Source organism: Savagea serpentis (genome assembly GCF_015351395.1).
GTDB classification, from domain to species: domain Bacteria; phylum Bacillota; class Bacilli; order Bacillales_A; family Planococcaceae; genus Savagea; species Savagea serpentis.
In genome coordinates this window covers 627035-643540 of sequence record NZ_JADKPV010000001.1, presented here as the reverse complement: position 1 = coordinate 643540, position 16506 = coordinate 627035, and the positions used below count along the sequence as shown (strand labels likewise).

At 41.8% G+C, this 16506-nt stretch carries 21 protein-coding genes; 7 read left to right on the top strand and 14 right to left on the bottom strand.

Features of this window, described 5'->3' with window-relative positions:
* Positions 1-615, bottom strand: coding sequence for a heme uptake protein IsdC (gene isdC / locus IRY55_RS03325; RefSeq protein ID WP_194561826.1), 615 nt, complete (start codon positions 613-615; stop codon positions 1-3).
* Between the two features lie 4 nt (positions 616-619).
* On the bottom strand, positions 620-1225 hold the full coding sequence (locus IRY55_RS03320; protein ID WP_194561825.1) for an NEAT domain-containing protein: 606 nt from the start codon (positions 1223-1225) through the stop codon (positions 620-622).
* 299 nt (positions 1226-1524) lie between these two features.
* On the opposite strand from IRY55_RS03320, the gene isdG reads away from it, so the two are divergent.
* Positions 1525-1857, top strand: a complete 333-nt coding sequence (gene isdG, locus IRY55_RS03315; RefSeq protein ID WP_194561824.1) for a heme oxygenase — start codon at positions 1525-1527, stop codon at positions 1855-1857.
* A gap of 171 nt (positions 1858-2028) precedes the next feature.
* Positions 2029-2889, top strand: a complete 861-nt coding sequence (locus tag IRY55_RS03310) for a hypothetical protein (protein WP_194561823.1) — start codon at positions 2029-2031, stop codon at positions 2887-2889.
* Positions 2890-2935: 46 nt separating this feature from the next.
* On the opposite strand, the gene IRY55_RS03305 is transcribed toward IRY55_RS03310, so the two are convergent.
* The gene (locus IRY55_RS03305; protein WP_194561822.1) at positions 2936-3949 is read right to left on the bottom strand and encodes an LLM class flavin-dependent oxidoreductase; all 1014 of its coding nucleotides are present in this window, start codon (positions 3947-3949) and stop codon (positions 2936-2938) included.
* Between the two features lie 118 nt (positions 3950-4067).
* On the opposite strand from IRY55_RS03305, the gene IRY55_RS03300 reads away from it, so the two are divergent.
* The gene (locus tag IRY55_RS03300) at positions 4068-4550 is read left to right on the top strand and encodes a hypothetical protein (RefSeq protein ID WP_194561821.1); all 483 of its coding nucleotides are present in this window, start codon (positions 4068-4070) and stop codon (positions 4548-4550) included.
* Here the strand turns inward: IRY55_RS03300 and IRY55_RS03295 are convergent.
* Positions 4544-5026, bottom strand: a complete 483-nt coding sequence (locus IRY55_RS03295) for a hypothetical protein (RefSeq protein WP_194561820.1) — start codon at positions 5024-5026, stop codon at positions 4544-4546. The two genes, IRY55_RS03300 and IRY55_RS03295, sit on opposite strands and share 7 nt — an antisense overlap.
* A 123-nt stretch (positions 5027-5149) precedes the next feature.
* Here IRY55_RS03295 and IRY55_RS03290 point away from each other — a divergent pair, with 123 nt between their 5' ends.
* Entirely contained in the window at positions 5150-5542 is a 393-nt protein-coding gene (locus IRY55_RS03290) for a hypothetical protein (RefSeq protein WP_194561819.1), read from the top strand.
* 14 nt (positions 5543-5556) lie between these two features.
* On the opposite strand, the gene IRY55_RS03285 is transcribed toward IRY55_RS03290, so the two are convergent.
* The 4 genes from IRY55_RS03285 to amaP form a co-directional block, all read right to left on the bottom strand.
* Complete coding sequence (locus tag IRY55_RS03285; protein WP_194561818.1) at positions 5557-6141, bottom strand: hypothetical protein; 585 nt, start codon at positions 6139-6141, stop codon at positions 5557-5559.
* Between the two features lie 126 nt (positions 6142-6267).
* The gene (locus tag IRY55_RS03280; protein ID WP_194561817.1) at positions 6268-6723 is read right to left on the bottom strand and encodes an Asp23/Gls24 family envelope stress response protein; all 456 of its coding nucleotides are present in this window, start codon (positions 6721-6723) and stop codon (positions 6268-6270) included.
* Positions 6724-6752: 29 nt separating this feature from the next.
* Positions 6753-6965, bottom strand: a complete 213-nt coding sequence (locus tag IRY55_RS03275) for a DUF2273 domain-containing protein (RefSeq protein WP_194561816.1) — start codon at positions 6963-6965, stop codon at positions 6753-6755.
* Positions 6966-6980: 15 nt separating this feature from the next.
* The gene (amaP, locus tag IRY55_RS03270) at positions 6981-7517 is read right to left on the bottom strand and encodes an alkaline shock response membrane anchor protein AmaP (protein WP_194561815.1); all 537 of its coding nucleotides are present in this window, start codon (positions 7515-7517) and stop codon (positions 6981-6983) included.
* A 186-nt stretch (positions 7518-7703) separates the two neighbouring features.
* Between amaP and IRY55_RS03265 the strand changes: the two genes are divergently transcribed.
* Positions 7704-8459 carry an SDR family NAD(P)-dependent oxidoreductase gene (locus tag IRY55_RS03265; protein ID WP_194561814.1) on the top strand — a complete coding sequence of 252 codons (756 nt, stop codon included), beginning with the start codon at positions 7704-7706 and terminating at the stop codon, positions 8457-8459.
* A 362-nt stretch (positions 8460-8821) separates the two neighbouring features.
* Here IRY55_RS03265 and IRY55_RS03260 read toward each other — a convergent pair whose 3' ends face one another.
* The 6 genes from IRY55_RS03260 to IRY55_RS03235 form a co-directional block, all read right to left on the bottom strand.
* Positions 8822-9283 carry a hypothetical protein gene (locus IRY55_RS03260; RefSeq protein WP_194561813.1) on the bottom strand — a complete coding sequence of 154 codons (462 nt, stop codon included), beginning with the start codon at positions 9281-9283 and terminating at the stop codon, positions 8822-8824.
* Between the two features lie 111 nt (positions 9284-9394).
* Complete coding sequence (locus IRY55_RS03255) at positions 9395-9784, bottom strand: hypothetical protein (RefSeq protein ID WP_194561812.1); 390 nt, start codon at positions 9782-9784, stop codon at positions 9395-9397.
* A gap of 194 nt (positions 9785-9978) precedes the next feature.
* Positions 9979-11520 carry a hydantoinase/oxoprolinase N-terminal domain-containing protein gene (locus IRY55_RS03250; RefSeq protein WP_213086641.1) on the bottom strand — a complete coding sequence of 514 codons (1542 nt, stop codon included), beginning with the start codon at positions 11518-11520 and terminating at the stop codon, positions 9979-9981.
* The gene (locus IRY55_RS03245) at positions 11517-12605 is read right to left on the bottom strand and encodes a DUF917 domain-containing protein (protein WP_194561811.1); all 1089 of its coding nucleotides are present in this window, start codon (positions 12603-12605) and stop codon (positions 11517-11519) included. Before IRY55_RS03245 ends, IRY55_RS03250 begins: the two co-directional genes overlap by 4 nt.
* Positions 12583-13875: a cytosine permease gene (locus IRY55_RS03240; protein WP_194561810.1), complete on the bottom strand. Its 1293-nt coding sequence runs from the start codon at positions 13873-13875 to the stop codon at positions 12583-12585. The genes IRY55_RS03245 and IRY55_RS03240 overlap by 23 nt, the downstream gene beginning before the upstream one ends.
* Positions 13876-13885: 10 nt before the next feature.
* Positions 13886-14467: a TetR/AcrR family transcriptional regulator gene (locus tag IRY55_RS03235; RefSeq protein ID WP_194561809.1), complete on the bottom strand. Its 582-nt coding sequence runs from the start codon at positions 14465-14467 to the stop codon at positions 13886-13888.
* Between the two features lie 233 nt (positions 14468-14700).
* Here IRY55_RS03235 and IRY55_RS03230 point away from each other — a divergent pair, with 233 nt between their 5' ends.
* Both IRY55_RS03230 and IRY55_RS03225 read left to right on the top strand, forming a co-directional pair.
* Complete coding sequence (locus tag IRY55_RS03230; RefSeq protein ID WP_194561808.1) at positions 14701-15117, top strand: hypothetical protein; 417 nt, start codon at positions 14701-14703, stop codon at positions 15115-15117.
* Positions 15118-15240: 123 nt separating this feature from the next.
* Positions 15241-16431: a dicarboxylate/amino acid:cation symporter gene (locus IRY55_RS03225; protein ID WP_194561807.1), complete on the top strand. Its 1191-nt coding sequence runs from the start codon at positions 15241-15243 to the stop codon at positions 16429-16431.
* Positions 16432-16506 lie beyond the last annotated feature (75 nt).

The following is a 16506-nucleotide window of genomic DNA, read 5'->3' as shown; positions in this document are numbered from 1 at the left end:
TTATTCACCTCTTTGAGCGATTTTGTTCGTATATTGTTTAATTAAAAAATAACTTGAAAAAATGAGTAATACGATGAGCGCTAAAATAGGCGTTTGATCGCTCGTTTTAGGATTGACGACCTCTGCTTCAGTTCCGTCTGACGCTTCTGCCGATGTCACAACAGAAGTTTCGGGACTTTCAGACGCACTCGTCTCTCCTTTTGCTAAACCGCTCGTATCGAAATCGAAGCGAATGACGTAATGATTGTCGTAATTAATATCTGGGACGATGACGTGAATATTCGCCTTCACCATCTGCGTTAAATCTGCTACATCAAACTCTACAACACGCACGTCGTCCGCTTCACTCACTGTACGTACATCTTTTCCTTCCACTTTAAATTCTTTCCACCAGCTACTATTTTTCAACACCATTTGAACCGTTGCTTTTCCATTGTTCACCGTCACTTTCGCTGGTTTTTCTAAATAATCATCCGCCATCGAGGCTTCTGTATTTTCTTCTTTCAATACCCGAAATCCGACATCGTACGTTCCGTCCGCAATCGTAGCTGCAAAACTTGCATTTGGCAATATGAGTAATCCTATCGCTATACAAAAAGCGATCCATCGTTTCATCGTGTTATTCCTCCTTTATTCTTTTTGTTTTTTTCCGTGCGAATGCGATTCCAATGAATAGAGCTCCTGCGATAAGTAAACTACCTGTCACGAGTAAAGGCTTGCGCCATAATGGTTGTGTGCTTTTCGTTTCAGCGGATACCGCATACGCTTCTTGTTGTTCCACACGCTTTGCAGATTGTTCATCGAATTGTAAGCGAACGGTGTAGCGATGATCATAAACGGGAGTCATCGTCTCAATGAGCACGTGCATTTTCATTTCAACCGGTTCTCCGATCGATTGTTCGAGTGGAAATTGAATCGTGCGTAAATCGTTCTCTCGATCTTCCTCAATCACCGTCACATCGACGTACTCTCCTCCTACAGGTGCTTGTAATTGCTTCGTCCATTCACTATGATTCAAAGTCAATTGCACGTATTGCTCGTCTCCTTCGACAATCCAAATCGCCGGTTTTTCAAAATAATCATTCGCGATCGAAACGGAATCGTTGGAGGCATGGAGTAATTCGTATTGAATTTCATACACGCCATCCTCTACAGCACCCGCTCGTTGTGCGAAACTTACGATAAAAATAAATACAAATAATAAATGAAAATGGCGGGCTTGCATATTATCCCTCCTCTCAATTGAGAATGTTTATCATTCCCTTTCGCTAATAAGCATACAGGAGGAGGCGTCAAACGATAATATACTTTTTCAAGATGTTTTTTAGCTCATTCCTGCATTTTCTTTAATAAAACAGCGGTATGACAAGGAGAACTAGAAGTTAAAACGGTCGATGAAAAAGTCCAAAATGGATTTTTAGCAAAACGCCCTGTTAAAATTCCCTCTTTTGTCTATATGCAAAAAAACAAATTCCTTTTATGATGAAATTATTAAATCAGCACGAACGAAAGGGGTCGAGCGATATGTATATCGTGACGAATAAAACATTCATTCAAAAAGGAGAAGCGCACAAGTTGATCGAGCGCTTTAACAAAGTCGGGAAAATCGAACAAATGGAAGGGTTTTTAGGATTGGAAGTGCTGGAAACTCAAAAAGTGAAAGAGCATGATGAAGTATGTATCGTTACACGTTGGACGGACGAAGCGGCATTCAAAGCGTGGATGAAGAGCGACGCATTCAAACAAGCGCATAGTAAAGACGGGGAAGGACAGCGCCCTGCGTTCATCATCGGAAATGAAATCATTTTCCAAGAAGTGAAAGTCGTTCGCCATCCGATGACAACCGCTGCTATGTAGACGAAAATAAAGCGAGCTTACGAAAACGCATGAAATCAAAAGTGAAACACTTGATTTCATGCGTTTTTTATTTAGGCCTCTATTTCTTTTCTGTTCATTTACATCATTCGCTTCTTTTGGTATCTTTTGAAGAGATTATACGTCTTCATACGTATAGAAAGGAGTTTTTATATGTTGCGATTATTTTATATTTCCTTAATCAGTAGTCTTTTATTCGCCCTCGGTCTCGCCGGGTTATCTGTCCCACTTGGCGATCCTAAGCCTGGTGTCTATACTCCCTCATTTGGCGAGTTATTTCTTTTTCCTTTGCTTTACGTTGCACCACTCTACATCACACTCGGAACGCTCGTTGCGTATGTGACAACAAAGTTTAGTGAAAAAATGACGTGGCGCTTTCCGAATATGATTTTAGGTGGCGTACTTATCGCGGCGCTTTCTTACGTGATTGGTGAGTGGAATTCGGTTAAAAACAGCGATACACTTGCTAGTTTCGTTGCGTTCGGTGCTTTTGCTACTTTATTATTTTTCATCCTGCAGCTCATTGCCGAACGTTGGGTGTGGAAAGAGCGTGCGGTTGCTAATGACCGAGAACGCGGTGGTCTTTTATTTCTCATTTTTAGTTTGTTCATTGGCGCACTTTATGCGATCGTCGTTCAAGATAGTAAAGGGCGCTTAACAGATGAGGCGTACGCATTTCTTTCAAAAGAAGGGTGTTATTACGTCGTTTACAATCAACCAGATGCCCCGCCCCTTCCTTTTGAAGATGGGTGGATTACGTATGACTTCACGAAAGAAAATCCGATCATTACTTCCTCTCCTCAAGATCTCGGATGGGAAGGGAAAAACTCTAGCGGTGCTTACCGTACACATATCGTCGTTGACGGAACATTATTACCTCTCGAAGAACAAGGCGATTTAATCGGTGCGAACGGCAGTACAGAAATAGACGGGCGTGTCATCGAACATAGCTTTATGACATTTGATTCAGAAAATATGGTCTGTGAAGAACCCGATTGGTCCGAATTTCAATAATACAAAGCATCGCCCTTTTTACGAGGACGATGCTTTTTTTCATCGATTATGAGCCGAGCATTTCTTTGGCGATGAGGCGATACGCTTCTAATTTGTCGTCGTAATCATACGTAATCATGACGAGCATCACTTCTTTCGCCGCATATTTTTCGGCGAGCGCTTCAATTTGACGTTTTGCGGACTGCGGTGTTCCGACAATCATGCGTGAACGATTTTGTTTCATGCGCGCGATTTCAGACGGGGAAGCATTGTAAGCGGCGATCGTCTCAGGGGATGGCGTTCCTTCGCTCGTTTTCCCCGTTTCTAACCAAAGCATCGAATAATCGAAGCCTTGTGCGATGCGCTCTGCTTCTTCTTCTGTTTCCGCACAGGCGAAGAAAATACTGACTGCATTTTCAGGTGTATCTTCTTCGCCTGCTCGGTTGTACTGTTGGTGATAGAGTGAAGTCGCATACGTGCCGATCGCTTCACTGCCACTAATAAACTGGGCATACATGTAAGGCAATCCTTGTTCTGCGGCAAGTTGTGCAGAAGACGGACTCGACCCGAGCATCCAGACGCGCGGTTTCGTATCAATTTCAGGTGCGGCATACAACTTCGGATGCAATTTTGCCCCTGTCACATCATCGTTTAAATAACTGCGCAACTCTTTCACTTGATCCGGGAAAACGTCTACGTTGCGCGGCTGTCCTTCTCGCAAAGCGTAATGAACGAGCTGACTTCCTCCTGGCGCGCGACCGACTCCTGCATCGATGCGCCCTGGGTAGAGCGCTTCTAACAATTTAAAGTTTTCCGCAATTTTGTACGGACTATAATGAGGCAACATAACACCGCCCGAACCGATGCGAATCCGTTCTGTCTCGTTGGCGATATGCGCCATTAAAATTTCTGGGGTTGAGCTCGCAAGTTTGCGCGAACCGTGATGTTCAGCGACCCAAAAGCGTTCGAAGCCTAGTTCATCAGCGAGCTTCGCCATCTCGACCGTTTTGTCTAAAGCTTCTTTCGCTGTTTGTCCTTCCGATAACATCGATTGTTCTAAAATACTTAATCGAATTGACATCTAATCACTCCTTCGTGTGAGACAGTATATCATATGTGAAGTGCCACTTCTCTCTTTACAAACTTTTAACCATTTTCTCCAACTGAATCTCGTATACTAAAAGAAAAGAGGTGACGCGATGTATTTATTACCCGCTTATTTTCTCGGAGCTTTTGCTGTTTTGGCATATGTGATCATTCCTTCGGTCATTTGGCGCAATAGTGTCGTATTCATTCTTAGCCTTCTTGCTTTCATTTCCTTTCTATTCTTTATACGAAAGACCGTCATTCGGAAATGGCTACAAAGAAAAGGCACACTCACGATCGGCCAGTTAAAAGATTGTTCTGTTGACCAAGGCATTTACTTTGAACAAGCCGGAATGTGGTTCAACCGAGTCGATGCGCTCATCGAATATACTTGTTCGAAAGGGATGAAGCGCCAAGCGAAAGTGCGCGACTATATTTATCGTCATTATGCGACCGATTACCGCTCCGGACAAGCAGTACCGATTCGATATTCAACACGCTTCCCGCGCTTCATTGCGCTCGACTGGAGCGTCCAACAAAAAGAACGAGCCGCTGCCGTGCGACAAGCGAAACAAAAAAGAACGCGTTCTCAATGAGTCGTGCGTTCTTTTTTCGTATGCAAATTTTCAAGCATCGTCACTTTATGAAGTTGGACGAATGTTTCTCCGTCTTTTTCATACGTAATGCGCAAGCGGCGAAGAGGATCTTCTATCACGTCTCCTTGCAACTTCACATAGAGGAGAAAGTTTCGTTCCCCTTCCAATCGAAAGCCGTCTAATGGAACGGTTGCGCCGTATCGCTCCCACGGCATCATCCCGACCGATTGTACAGGCGTTGCGCCGTAAAAAGAGTATTCCATTCCGTCGACGACATCATCTTGTTGCGTCACAATCTCCATCGAACGCAATATTACCGCTCCTTCTCTCCGACGCTCGATTGGAAAGACAATGCCATACTCTTCTCCTTCCGTAAGACCTTCTAATCCAATGCTCCCGACACTCAATCCCATATCCGCCACTTCCCATGTGCAACCTGCCAAAACGAAAACGAACAGCATGAGCCATCGCTTCATTCGAGGACCTCCTTTTTCTTCTACTTTACAATAGCTGACAAAAAGCTTCCAGTTTCTCACTTTCCGTTTAGAACAGAAATTTCATTCAAAAAAGCGTATACTAAAGAAAAGGAGGCGAATGATATGGAGATGACGACTGTATTTTGGATCATCGCTTACGGATTGCTGGTCATTGTTTTCATCGTTCTCTTCTCTCGCCCACTCATCCGACGGTTCATTCGACAAAAAGGGAAATCGACGGTGGGACATATCGTATCGATGGAAACGGAGCAAGGACTCTTTGTCGAACGCGGCCAATTGCACCGTGAAGCACTCGTCATAACGATTCAATATACGACCGACGACGGTAAAATCATCGTCGGACGCGCCTATGAAATTGAAGTTCATTTACATATGGCGCTCATTCGTACAGGGCATGACGTCGCGATTCGGTATCACCCACTTTTCCCGAAAACACTCCTCGTCGATGCGACATCGTTTAAAGAAAGCGTCGCCCGCAATCAAATGAAAGCGTAAAAAAACGACTCCTTCTAATGTGAGGGAGTCGTTTCTTCTTCGTTCGCAAAATGTAAAATACGCTCCATGAAATAACGGATAAACGCATCATCTTCTTTATGTAACAGACGGAATTTTTGCTCTTCCTCTTCTGTACGCTCTTCTTTTTCCATCAGCTCGAAATAACTTTCCTTCAATGCTAAGACGAGATTTAATTCTTCATGTACTAAATAATTTCGTACGTCAACATAATACGATAAATGGAGCGGCCTCCCGATTTTTGGAGCGAGCGCCTCTTCAAGTAAAGCGATCGTGCTCGTATAATGCCCATGTTTCGCATAATACGCATTCAATGCTTCGCGGTGGATGAACGGTTCATCGTAATAATACTCATGCGCGAGCTTCCACCCTTGTTCGACAATTTGAAACAACTCGAACATGAACATCCCGTATCGTTGACTGCGTCGCCTTTTCAAAATTTTTTGCACCGCTTCATCTTCATTTTCTTCAATTTGTTCATCCAATGTTTCAAAATCACGCTTCACAAGCTCTGTCCGCTCTCGCATATGAATGCGATAATGCCTCGGCTCCACCTCATACCCTTTTTGCCATCTCGTCACAATCATCACCTCATGCTGTTCATACCCAAAAACACTTCATCTAACACTTCCATCTATCATTCTTCCCACTATTTTTCCTCACATAAAAAAGCTGTTCCTCGCAAAGAGAAACAGCTTTTTGCTTCACTATTTTAAGTCTGAGTTATTCGCGTCTTGGTTTTTCTTTTGATTGTACTCTTTTTGCGTCATGACGTCTTCAACGTGCATGTTCACTTCGACGACGTCGAGGCCTGTCATATGTTTCACTTGTTGTTTCACAATTTCAGACGTGCGACGGAAGATAGCTGGTGCGCTTTCGCCGTATTCGATGATCACTTTTAAGTCGATCGCCGCTTGTTTTTCTCCGACTTCTACAGAAACACCTTTCGTAATGTCTTCGTTGCCAAATGCGCCTGTAAACGCTGACGTGAAGCCACCTTTCATATCTAAAATTCCTTTTACTTCACGTGCTGAAATCGCTGCGATTTTTTCAACGACATTGTCATCAAATGTTAATTTGTTTTCAAAATGTGGTTGGTTTTCCGCTGCTTTTTCATCTACCTCTGTTTGTCGATTGTATTGTTCTTCTGCTCTGTTTGTCATAATCGTTCATCTCCCTTTTCTAATTAATCTTATCGGAATACCCGATTTAAAAATAGAAAGACGCTCTCTGAATGATCTTTCATATATCCTATACCCCATCCGAGGGCGCTTAAACCTACAATTAACATTGTTTTCCAAAAACCGAGTGTTAAAAATAAAATCGCAATGAGTAACATTCCAAGTGCACCCATGATGCGCCAACGATACGTGCGCAACCACAACACTGTTCGTTCATCTTGCATAAGACCCTGCCTCCTTTATAAAACGCGTTGATTTAGCGCTTTTTGATCAAGTACATTTAAGCTCACTTCGCGTACAGGCAATTCTGAAAAATGTTCTGTACTTGCTTTTAAATCGTTGCGAATCGTTTCAAGCAATGTTTGGACTTGTTCGGTGCGCGCCATCAACATATTGACATGAATATCGATATAGGACGCGTGTTTCTTTTGATACAACTTGACATCAATTGAAGGTTGTCTAACATCTTCATACTTCGCTAACGTATGTTGTATATTTTTTTCGATTGATTTTTTGTTCATATAAATTTCGCCATCATTATACTTCAAGTAAAGACCACGTCGTTTATATGAAGGGCTTAATGAAAAAATCAAAATGGCGAAAGCCATCACAACAGAAATGATAAACAGACTAAGTAAAGTTGGATAAAACCACTCATAGTTGCGCAATGTTTCTTGGTAAGATGCCACTTCGGGTTGATTGAGTAATAAAAACCCCATCGTTCCTAATGTGACAAGTAAAACGATACTGACGATAAAACTCACAAATCGCTTCATTTATAAATCCTCCTTCCCAAACCGTTAACGCCTCGTACTCTATGTGTAACCATAAAACACCAATTGTAAACATCATTCCTTTATTCTTTTCTAAAAAAAGAAAGAACGACATCTCTTCTCTATCGATTATCCTTCCTATTTATGGTATGTTGGTTGTATAAATAGGATAAAGGAGTGGTTGTGAACATGTTTGATTTAACAGGGCAAATTGCAGTCGTGACAGGTGGAGCGAACGGAATTGGAAAAGGGATTTCTGAAACATTAGCGAAAGCTGGCGCACACGTAATGGTGTGTGACATTAACGAAGAAGCAGGTAAGGCAACTGCTGAAGCGATCGGCGGGGAATTTTATCAACTAGATGTGACGAATGTTGTAAATATCGAAGACGTTGTGCAACAAATTGCCACAAAACATGAAAAAATCGATATTTTAGCAGCGAATGCGGGCATTTACCCAGAAGTATATATCGAAAATATGACTGAACGAGATTGGGATACGATTCAAAACATTAACTTAAAAGGGATTTTCTTCACAGCGAAACCGATTTTAAAATTGATGAAAGAACAAAACTACGGACGCGTCATTTTAACTTCATCGATCACGGGAGACATTACCGGTTATCCAGGAGGGTCGATTTACGGAGCGACAAAAGCAGCGATTCTCGGATTTATGCGCAGTACAGCTGTAGAATATGCGAAATTTGGCGTGACGGTCAACTCGGTACAACCCGGGATGATCGCGACGGAAGGGTTAAAAAAACAGCTCGGCATTTTAAGTGAAAAAGGTGCTGCGGCCGTCCCGATGAAACGTCTCGGCGAACCGGAAGATATTGGCGCAGCGGTCGCTTTCTTCGCCTCAAAAGAAGCGAATTACATTACAGGACAAGCGCTCGTCATCGACGGTGGACAAATCATTCCAGAAACACCAGACGTCATTTTATAATTTAGGTGAGAACACCCGTCACTTTAGTGATGGGATGAATCACCTTTTTGTTGTCAAACGTATGTTTGGTTGGTATACTATGCTTAACGTTATTTGAAAACTAAAGATATGGAGTTGTGATAGGAAATTCGTCTATCACGTAAAATCTTTAACGTAAGTGCAATCGTATATTTCTACTAAGCGAAAACAAAGCAAATGAAATATACTATAAAAGAACTTTGTACACAAGTCACCGTAGGAACTACGGGTTGAGCCTACTAAAAAAGGAGTCGATAGACACCTGTTCGTAGGAATCTCGTTACTTTAGTAACGAGAGGTTCAAAAGACAAAACAGGAAGCGAGCGAGTACTCACTTCCTGTTTTTATTTTTCATATAATTGAATCGTTTCTACATGAAAAGTAGGATCTCCAAGCTCTTCCCACTGTACTTCTACATAAATGCGCTCGATGTCTTCGAACTGAAGCGCATTTTTTCCATCGTTCGCTTCATCGCTTCCAATACTTCCTGTTTCAAAGGTCGCGATATTAATCGAATCCCCTGCGACCGATCCTGCGTGAACTTGTCTTTCTTCACCTTGAATCATAAAGTATGTAGTAAATGTTAAATGATTCGCTGTATACTCGTCTTGGCCTTTCATCTGCAACTTGCCATTGCCGATGAAATGTTTTTTCGAGTCTACATTCACTTCATAATGCTCAAGCGTCCAATGCTCACTCTCCCCTGAAAAAACGTGTTGCACATTTTGTTCCAGCGGTTTCGCATCGCAAGCGCCAAGCAAGAAAGCGACGATGAGCACCGATATGAGAATAAACCTTCTCTTCATCTTACCATCTCCTCCTATTTATTATACAGGAAAGGAAGACGCTACGGACTCATAAATGAAAGGACTCTCTACAAATTAGACTTCCTCTAATCTCTAGAGAATCTTTTCGATTTATGGACGGATTAATTCACAGACAATTTTCTCATTCCTGACATTCGGCTTTGTCGAAGGTGTGGAATATTCCATCAAATAGGCATAATTCAAATTATCTGCTTCTGGATAAATAAGGTAGTACTCTTCTGCCTCAATCATTATATAGTAATAAAGAGCGCGATTATCTTTTCCTTTCTTTCCTGTTGAATAGGTCAACTCTCTTTGTTGATCACATGTCGTATGAATCAATCGTTGATTTTTTGTAAACTCAATCAATTGCAAAGATTCGTTTTCCTCAATGGCCATCCACTCGCCTAGAAAAGACGGAGGACTACTTTGAATGGTATACACGAAATAACTAAGACCACTAAACACGCCCACTAACAACATCACGATTTTTTTGCTCATGCCACTCCCTCCTCATTCATTTATACGGCTATTTTTTCCAAATGTTTCATTATTTTCAGTAAATATGAATAATAGACTAATTCGCTCTAAAAACTTTCACTATGTAGTCTTTCTGGCTCATTCGATGTCACACCGCTTATGAACGTTTCCAAAATTAAAAAACAAGTTTTGCGGGATGCAAAACTTGTTTTTTATTACAATGCTAGAGGACCTGCTACTTTTACTTTGACTAAAATTGCGTTTCCTGGCATATAAGCAAGCGGATAGTCTTCCAATTCAATTACTTCTATTTTACTGCGTTCAGCTCCGGCTTCTACTGCTTGTTCAATCGCTTCTTCTTTCGCTTGTTGAAGCGCGTCTTCATGTGTAATGTTTTCAAGTGCGTACACTTTTTCGACCGTTCCGCTAATATCTCCTAATGCTGCACCTACCGCATTGGCAACGCTCGCATGAGCTGGACGAATCACTTCGGATGCACCTTCTAACACGGTAGGCATTAAAGCTGCGCCACCCCCCACTAAAATGACAGGAATTGGCGTCGCACTCGTTTTCATACGATCGACGGCTTCTGCTACTAATTGTGTAAACAAAGGATAAATGTCATGGACGGGTTCAGTAATTCGAGAACAATCCGCTCCTTCTATTTCAAGTTCTCCTACGGCAAGTGCTACGTCAGTTGCTGTCAACGTTTCCCCTCCAAATGAAATCGCTTCTTGCATTAAACAATACCCGACACTTTCCGGTCCGACTTTCCATGATTCATTTTGTTGGGTGACACAAGTACCTCCTCCGAAGCCAATCGCATAAATGTCTGGCATACGGTAATTCGTTCGCACTCCTCCGACTTCCACCGCTAAAGACGTTTGACGCGGAAAACTATTTACGAGCACACCGATATCTGTCGTCGTTCCCCCGATATCAACGACTATCGCATTGTCTACATTCGATAAATGTGCCGCTCCTCTAATCGAGTTCGTCGGTCCACAAGCGATTGTAAAAATCGGATATTGTTCCGCATAGTCGCCCGTCATTAACGTTCCGTCATTTTGACCTAAATATATAGCCGCTTCAATCCCTGCCTCTTTTAATGCACGACGAAACCCTTGAGATACTTGTCGAATTGTCGTCATAAGTGCCGCGTTCAAAATCGTCGCATTCTCTCGCTCAATCAATCCGACAGAACCAATTTCACTAGACATCGAAATCGGCATATTTGGAAAAGCACGTTGTAAATACTCGACTACATATTTTTCTTGATCTTGTAAAACAGGAGAAAACACACCGCAAACAGCGATTGATTCTACTTTCCCTCTCATCTGTTCAATCACGTGATCTAATTCCTCATGGCGAATGTGTGAAATCGGTTCACCGTTATATTCATACCCTCCATGAATGAGTGCAATTTCCGGTTGTAATGCTTCGACTAAATCATTCGGCCAACCGAGAAATGGTGGAATTGTCGTCCCTGATGGTAAAGAAAGGCGAATCACCCCTACACGATTTAACTGTTTTCTTTCGACGATGGCGTTTGTACAATGTGTTGTTCCTAATGTGGCTACTTGAATATCCTCTAAATTTACAGCAGGATGTGAAGCAAATTGTTGAATAATCGTTTGAATCCCGGTAAATACGTCATCCGTCGTTGGGGTTTTCATGCTTGTAATGACACGATACGATTCATCCATCAATACACCATCTGTATTTGTCCCCCCGACATCTATACCTAATCGAATCATGATAACTCCTCCTCATGCAATTGTTCTAATGGAACATAGTCTACATCATATTTAAAATAACGTGGACCTGCCGTTTCAATCCCGATCGGCGTGCGCCATTTTTCGTGCGCAGGAAAAGCGACAATAATCACGCGCGCTCCGTATCTCAATCCCTCTGTTGTAATAGGCATTCCTGTTTCTTCATCCAAGACAGCAATCAAATCAGGAGTTAATGCAATCGGACGGCCATCTCGTTTCGCGATTAAATGTTCATTTTGGAAATATAAAATACATTCACTGTGCTCATCGTCATCCATTCCGGTAAAATGAGCTTCTCCTCTTGTAAAACCACCTTGAATACCTCGTTTAATGAGTTGCGCTTTTCCTTTGAAAAGTAAACGCCCCTTTAAAAGTTGCAACATTTTTTCAATGGGATGGACAGCTTCCGTTCTTTTTTCTAACAATTCTCCAATTTTCTGTGCCAATGTTAGCGTATTTGGAATGACGCTCTTTTTCGCTTGTTTTCCATCTACCCCATAATCACTGACAATGGTAGACCCACCCATCGCTACCGTTACTTGGCGAGACAATTTTTCACTCCATAGCCCATTTACAGGCCGTATCGTTACATGGTTCCCTTGTTCGTCAGCCATTGTGACAAGTTCTGGTTTTAATCCATCTAAATGGAAGCTCACCATTTGCGCTTCTGGAAAAGCTCGCCCCATCGCATCTCCGTCTAATATCGGTAAGCCCGTCATCGCCGCAACAGCGACAGGAATGAGTGAATTGACTCCGCCGACTTCAATCGGCATAATGACCGTCACTTTTTTTCCAATCGCTTCTTCATATGCTTTCAGTGGATTTACTAATTGGTCGAAAGATGGTATTTTTTCAACGAGTACACTCGGTGCTCCCATTCCTGAGACAGGAAGGACGAAATCATCATCTTTTAATTCGTCTATATTTATCACTTTGACAGGTCCATGTTTGTCGATAGCTCCTAACGCCATCATCTTTCCGATAAACGGATCTCCTCCACCGCCTGTTCCTAATACTGCTGCTCCTACGGCAATATGTTCAATATCATTTTCTGTTAACCATCTCATGTTTCATAGGCACTCCCTTTTGTTTTTGTAATTGAATAAACAATGCTTGCGCTAAAAAAGCGACAATAAAACTGTCTAAAGAAGAAATAGACGTAATCGTGAATAACGCTAATCCAATCGGAGCTTCCATCGTCAACCAACTCATTAAAGAACCGATAGCCCAGGCGAGGAGGGGCAATTTCCGATAAGCGACGACACACTCTTCGTGAAATGTCGATCGTTTTCCAATATAAAAACTAGCAGTATACACTCCACCGATTGGTGCAATAAACATCGTCATCACCGTTAAAAAATCGATGAAATGACCGTAAATCCCTAAAACAGCTAGCAATGTGCCGATAGATCCTGCCATAACCGTCAATGTTGATTTCTTAATATTCGGAAATATTACAGAAAGACCGAGCCCTGATGAATACGCATTACTTGTGTTCGTCGTCCATTGCGCTAAAATTAACACTAAAATTCCTGGTACACCTAATCCGACCGCAATCATAATCGTCGTTAAACTACTTTCATCCATAACGCGAGATAAAATAATTGCCATCGTAATCATGAACGTATTTCCGAAGAAAAACCCGAAAAATGAAGCGAGTATCGCGTCTTTCGGTGTACGTGCCCAACGTGAAACATCAGGAGAAATGACCGCTCCTACAACAAAAATACTAATGACTAGCGAAATGGCCATACCGATTGAAAATACATTTTCAACGGGCATCGATAATGCGACACTACCATTCATGCGAACGGCTAATATGACCGCTAATACGACTAGCAATAACAGAAGCGGTACACTCCATACGCTTAAACGCTCAATCGCTCGATAACCAATGACCGCTGTCGTCATCATTAAAATGCCACCGATTAAAGATAATATCCACAGTGGAAGAGTAATACCGAATGTCTCAACCATCATCACTTGAGCGTTTTCAGCGAAAAAACCGGTTTGTACCCCGAACCATCCCATCAATGAAATGGCTAAAAATAAAGAAACCATTTTCGCTCCACGCGCTCCAAATGTAAAGCGTGAAATCATCGATGTGGACAATCCCGTTACAGCGCCAACATATGCGCAAAATGCTGCTAAAATACCGAGTAAAACAGACCCGACAACGACTGCGAATAAAGCATCTTGAAAACTCATCCCACTCCCGAGCTCTGCTCCGAAAAGCATCGCTGATAAATCAATCCCTACTGCAATCCAAACAAAACTGATCGATACCCACCATTTCCGTTCGCTTTGCGGTACAACTTCTCTTGCATAATCATTCATCTTAATCCCCTCAATCTTGTAATTGTTTCAAATAAAATAAAATGAAGTGAATCGCTACATCCGTTTGCTTTTTGATCTTTTCATCATCGTAAAAATTCAATTCCCAAAATAACCCGTCCATTTGCAATACAATCAGTTCACTAATCGTTTCATATTCTTGAGTCGACAAACACTCCTCTTTCAAAATGAGCGCGAGGGTTGACGTTAACCATTGGTCGAATGATTGCATATGGTTTTTCAAAATCGGTTGGGCCATGATTGGAGGAGCTGTCACTAAAGCAATATAAGCTCTTGTTTCCGCAGCATGTCTACGATGATAGTCGGAAACAGTGGAGAACAGTGTGCGAATCATCGTTTCTACATCTTCTCCTGATTTCAACACATGCTCCATACTGCGTCGAACATACGCAAAATGCTCCATTAAGACATGTTGAAACAACTCTTGAAAGAGCGCTTCTTTGTTTTTAAAAAAGAAATAAATCGAAGCTGCTTTAATTCCTGCTCCCTTTGCGATTTTTGCCATAGAAGCACCGTGATACCCTTCTGTTGCGTAGAGTTGTAAAGCCGAATTTAAAATATTATCTTTTGTCATAGTTTCACCACCTAATGAACGTTAGGTAAAACTATATCACTCCCTAAATATTCTGACAAGTCTTTCTTTTATATTTCTGTATTTTTATTAATAAACATACAAGACTTCTAAACGATTTTTCTTGTTTAACCTAAAAAAATCTTGCGCAAGGAATACTTTATCAGTTATCAAATCTGAAAAAGCTTGATACTCCTTCTACTCTCTTTCATAATAAAGAAGTAGGAGGGATAGTCATGTGGTGGGGAATCGCTCTTTTTTGGCTCGTCGTATTCGTCTTGATCCGAAAAAGTCGCAAACGACAAGAAACAATGGAACGTGCGTATTATAAACAAGTAAAACTCATTTGGCTCTATGCAGGAGCGGCGGAAGGTTTGGCACTTATTCAAGAAGCGAGGCAAGTCTCAAAGCGAGAATGGCATGTAAAGGTGCAAATCGAAGGACAAACATTCGAGTTGAACATCGCGTTGCCAAAACGCTCTAACATATGTTTTCAAATCGGCGAAGAGTTACCGATTTTATATGCGTACACATATCGAGAAGCAGTTCTTCATCCGATGTATTACGAATGGTTAAAAGGAGACGATACACTGAACGACTACGATGTCGGCATCATCTCTCAATATATTCAACGCCAAAACGCTACAAACTAATATGCAGTTTGTAGCGTTTTTCAATAGAAATCAGAGAAGCTATTTTCAAATATACTTTAATGTGATAAAGTATAGAGGTTTCCATTAACAAAATGTTTGGAAAATAGAGAGGGAGTTTTGCACATGAAAGTAAAGATTGGGTTAGTATGGCGCATTATCATCGCCATCGCACTAGCCGTCCTATTCGGTACCTTTTTGCCGAGTCTGCATGAAGGATTCGCAGAAGGATTCGTCCGATTTTTTGCGACATTTAACTTATTATTCGGCAGTTTCTTAGACTTTGTCGTGCCATTAATTATTATTGCCTTTATTACACCTGGTATTGCGAACTTAGGGAAAGGCGCTGGGAAATTACTCGGCTTATCGACTGTAACGGCTTATATTTCTACCATTATTGCTGGACTTTTAGCGTATGTCGTTGCATCAAACTTACTCCCGAACTTTATCGGAGGGATTGAAGGTGAGTCGATTTTAAGCGCTGGACGCGATCCATTGGACAGCTTCTTAGACATTGAAATCGCACCGATCATGGGTGTGATGTCCGCATTATTGCTCGCATTTATTCTCGGAATTGGTATGGCGTCCATCAATAGTAAAGCGATGCTTGCTGTATTTAATGAGTTTAATGCTTTAATTGAAAAAGTCATTACATATGCAATCATCCCATTACTACCGTTTCATATTTTTGGTATTTTCCTCAACATGACATTCGCTGGGAAAACAGGGAAAATTTTAGCGGTCTTCGCTGGCGTATTCGTCATGATTATCGTTTTACACTTCGTCATGTTAACAGTGCAATATACTGTAGCGGGATCTTTAAACAAGAAAAACCCATTCTCTTTATTAAAAACGATGATGCCTGCTTACATGACGGCGGTTGGAACACAGTCATCGGCAGCGACGATTCCCGTTACATTGCGTCAAGCGAAACAAACAGGAGCGTCGGACCGTGTCGTAAACTTTACGGTTCCCCTTTTCGCTACGATTCATTTATCAGGAAGTATGATTACCCTCGTTTCTTGTTCGATTGGTGTATTATTAATGACTGGAATGCCGATTGAATTTGCAAGCTATGCGAAATTTATTTTCGTATTAGGGATCGCGATGATTGCAGCGCCAGGCGTGCCCGGTGGTGCGGTAATGGCAGCGGTCGGATTTTTAACATCGATGCTCGGCTTCGATGAGTCGATGATTGCGTTAATGATTGCGTTATACTTAGCACAAGATAGCTTCGGAACAGCGACAAACGTTACAGGCGATGGTGCGCTCGCATTAATCGTCGATCGTTTCTCAAAAAACACATCAGCCTCTTAAACAAATAAAACGTCAGTAGCGGGAGCTCTCATTAGAAGAGATTGATCCGTTACTGACGTTTTTCCATTATTTTGT

What these genes read in the sequence shown, in the direction of transcription:
- isdC (WP_194561826.1), bottom strand. Translation starts at nt 615, where the DNA reads ATGAAACGATGGATCGCTTTTTGTATAGCGATAGGATTACTCATATTG.
- IRY55_RS03320 (WP_194561825.1), bottom strand. Translation starts at nt 1,225, where the DNA reads ATGCAAGCCCGCCATTTTCATTTATTATTTGTATTTATTTTTATCGTA.
- isdG (WP_194561824.1), top strand. Translation starts at nt 1,525, where the DNA reads ATGTATATCGTGACGAATAAAACATTCATTCAAAAAGGAGAAGCGCAC.
- IRY55_RS03310 (WP_194561823.1), top strand. Translation starts at nt 2,029, where the DNA reads ATGTTGCGATTATTTTATATTTCCTTAATCAGTAGTCTTTTATTCGCC.
- IRY55_RS03305 (WP_194561822.1), bottom strand. Translation starts at nt 3,949, where the DNA reads ATGTCAATTCGATTAAGTATTTTAGAACAATCGATGTTATCGGAAGGA.
- IRY55_RS03300 (WP_194561821.1), top strand. Translation starts at nt 4,068, where the DNA reads ATGTATTTATTACCCGCTTATTTTCTCGGAGCTTTTGCTGTTTTGGCA.
- IRY55_RS03295 (WP_194561820.1), bottom strand. Translation starts at nt 5,026, where the DNA reads ATGAAGCGATGGCTCATGCTGTTCGTTTTCGTTTTGGCAGGTTGCACA.
- IRY55_RS03290 (WP_194561819.1), top strand. Translation starts at nt 5,150, where the DNA reads ATGGAGATGACGACTGTATTTTGGATCATCGCTTACGGATTGCTGGTC.
- IRY55_RS03280 (WP_194561817.1), bottom strand. Translation starts at nt 6,723, where the DNA reads ATGACAAACAGAGCAGAAGAACAATACAATCGACAAACAGAGGTAGAT.
- IRY55_RS03275 (WP_194561816.1), bottom strand. Translation starts at nt 6,965, where the DNA reads ATGCAAGATGAACGAACAGTGTTGTGGTTGCGCACGTATCGTTGGCGC.
- amaP (WP_194561815.1), bottom strand. Translation starts at nt 7,517, where the DNA reads ATGAAGCGATTTGTGAGTTTTATCGTCAGTATCGTTTTACTTGTCACA.
- IRY55_RS03265 (WP_194561814.1), top strand. Translation starts at nt 7,704, where the DNA reads ATGTTTGATTTAACAGGGCAAATTGCAGTCGTGACAGGTGGAGCGAAC.
- IRY55_RS03260 (WP_194561813.1), bottom strand. Translation starts at nt 9,283, where the DNA reads ATGAAGAGAAGGTTTATTCTCATATCGGTGCTCATCGTCGCTTTCTTG.
- IRY55_RS03255 (WP_194561812.1), bottom strand. Translation starts at nt 9,784, where the DNA reads ATGAGCAAAAAAATCGTGATGTTGTTAGTGGGCGTGTTTAGTGGTCTT.
- IRY55_RS03250 (WP_213086641.1), bottom strand. Translation starts at nt 11,520, where the DNA reads ATGATTCGATTAGGTATAGATGTCGGGGGGACAAATACAGATGGTGTA.
- IRY55_RS03245 (WP_194561811.1), bottom strand. Translation starts at nt 12,605, where the DNA reads ATGAGATGGTTAACAGAAAATGATATTGAACATATTGCCGTAGGAGCA.
- IRY55_RS03240 (WP_194561810.1), bottom strand. Translation starts at nt 13,875, where the DNA reads ATGAATGATTATGCAAGAGAAGTTGTACCGCAAAGCGAACGGAAATGG.
- IRY55_RS03235 (WP_194561809.1), bottom strand. Translation starts at nt 14,467, where the DNA reads ATGACAAAAGATAATATTTTAAATTCGGCTTTACAACTCTACGCAACA.
- IRY55_RS03230 (WP_194561808.1), top strand. Translation starts at nt 14,701, where the DNA reads ATGTGGTGGGGAATCGCTCTTTTTTGGCTCGTCGTATTCGTCTTGATC.
- IRY55_RS03225 (WP_194561807.1), top strand. Translation starts at nt 15,241, where the DNA reads ATGAAAGTAAAGATTGGGTTAGTATGGCGCATTATCATCGCCATCGCA.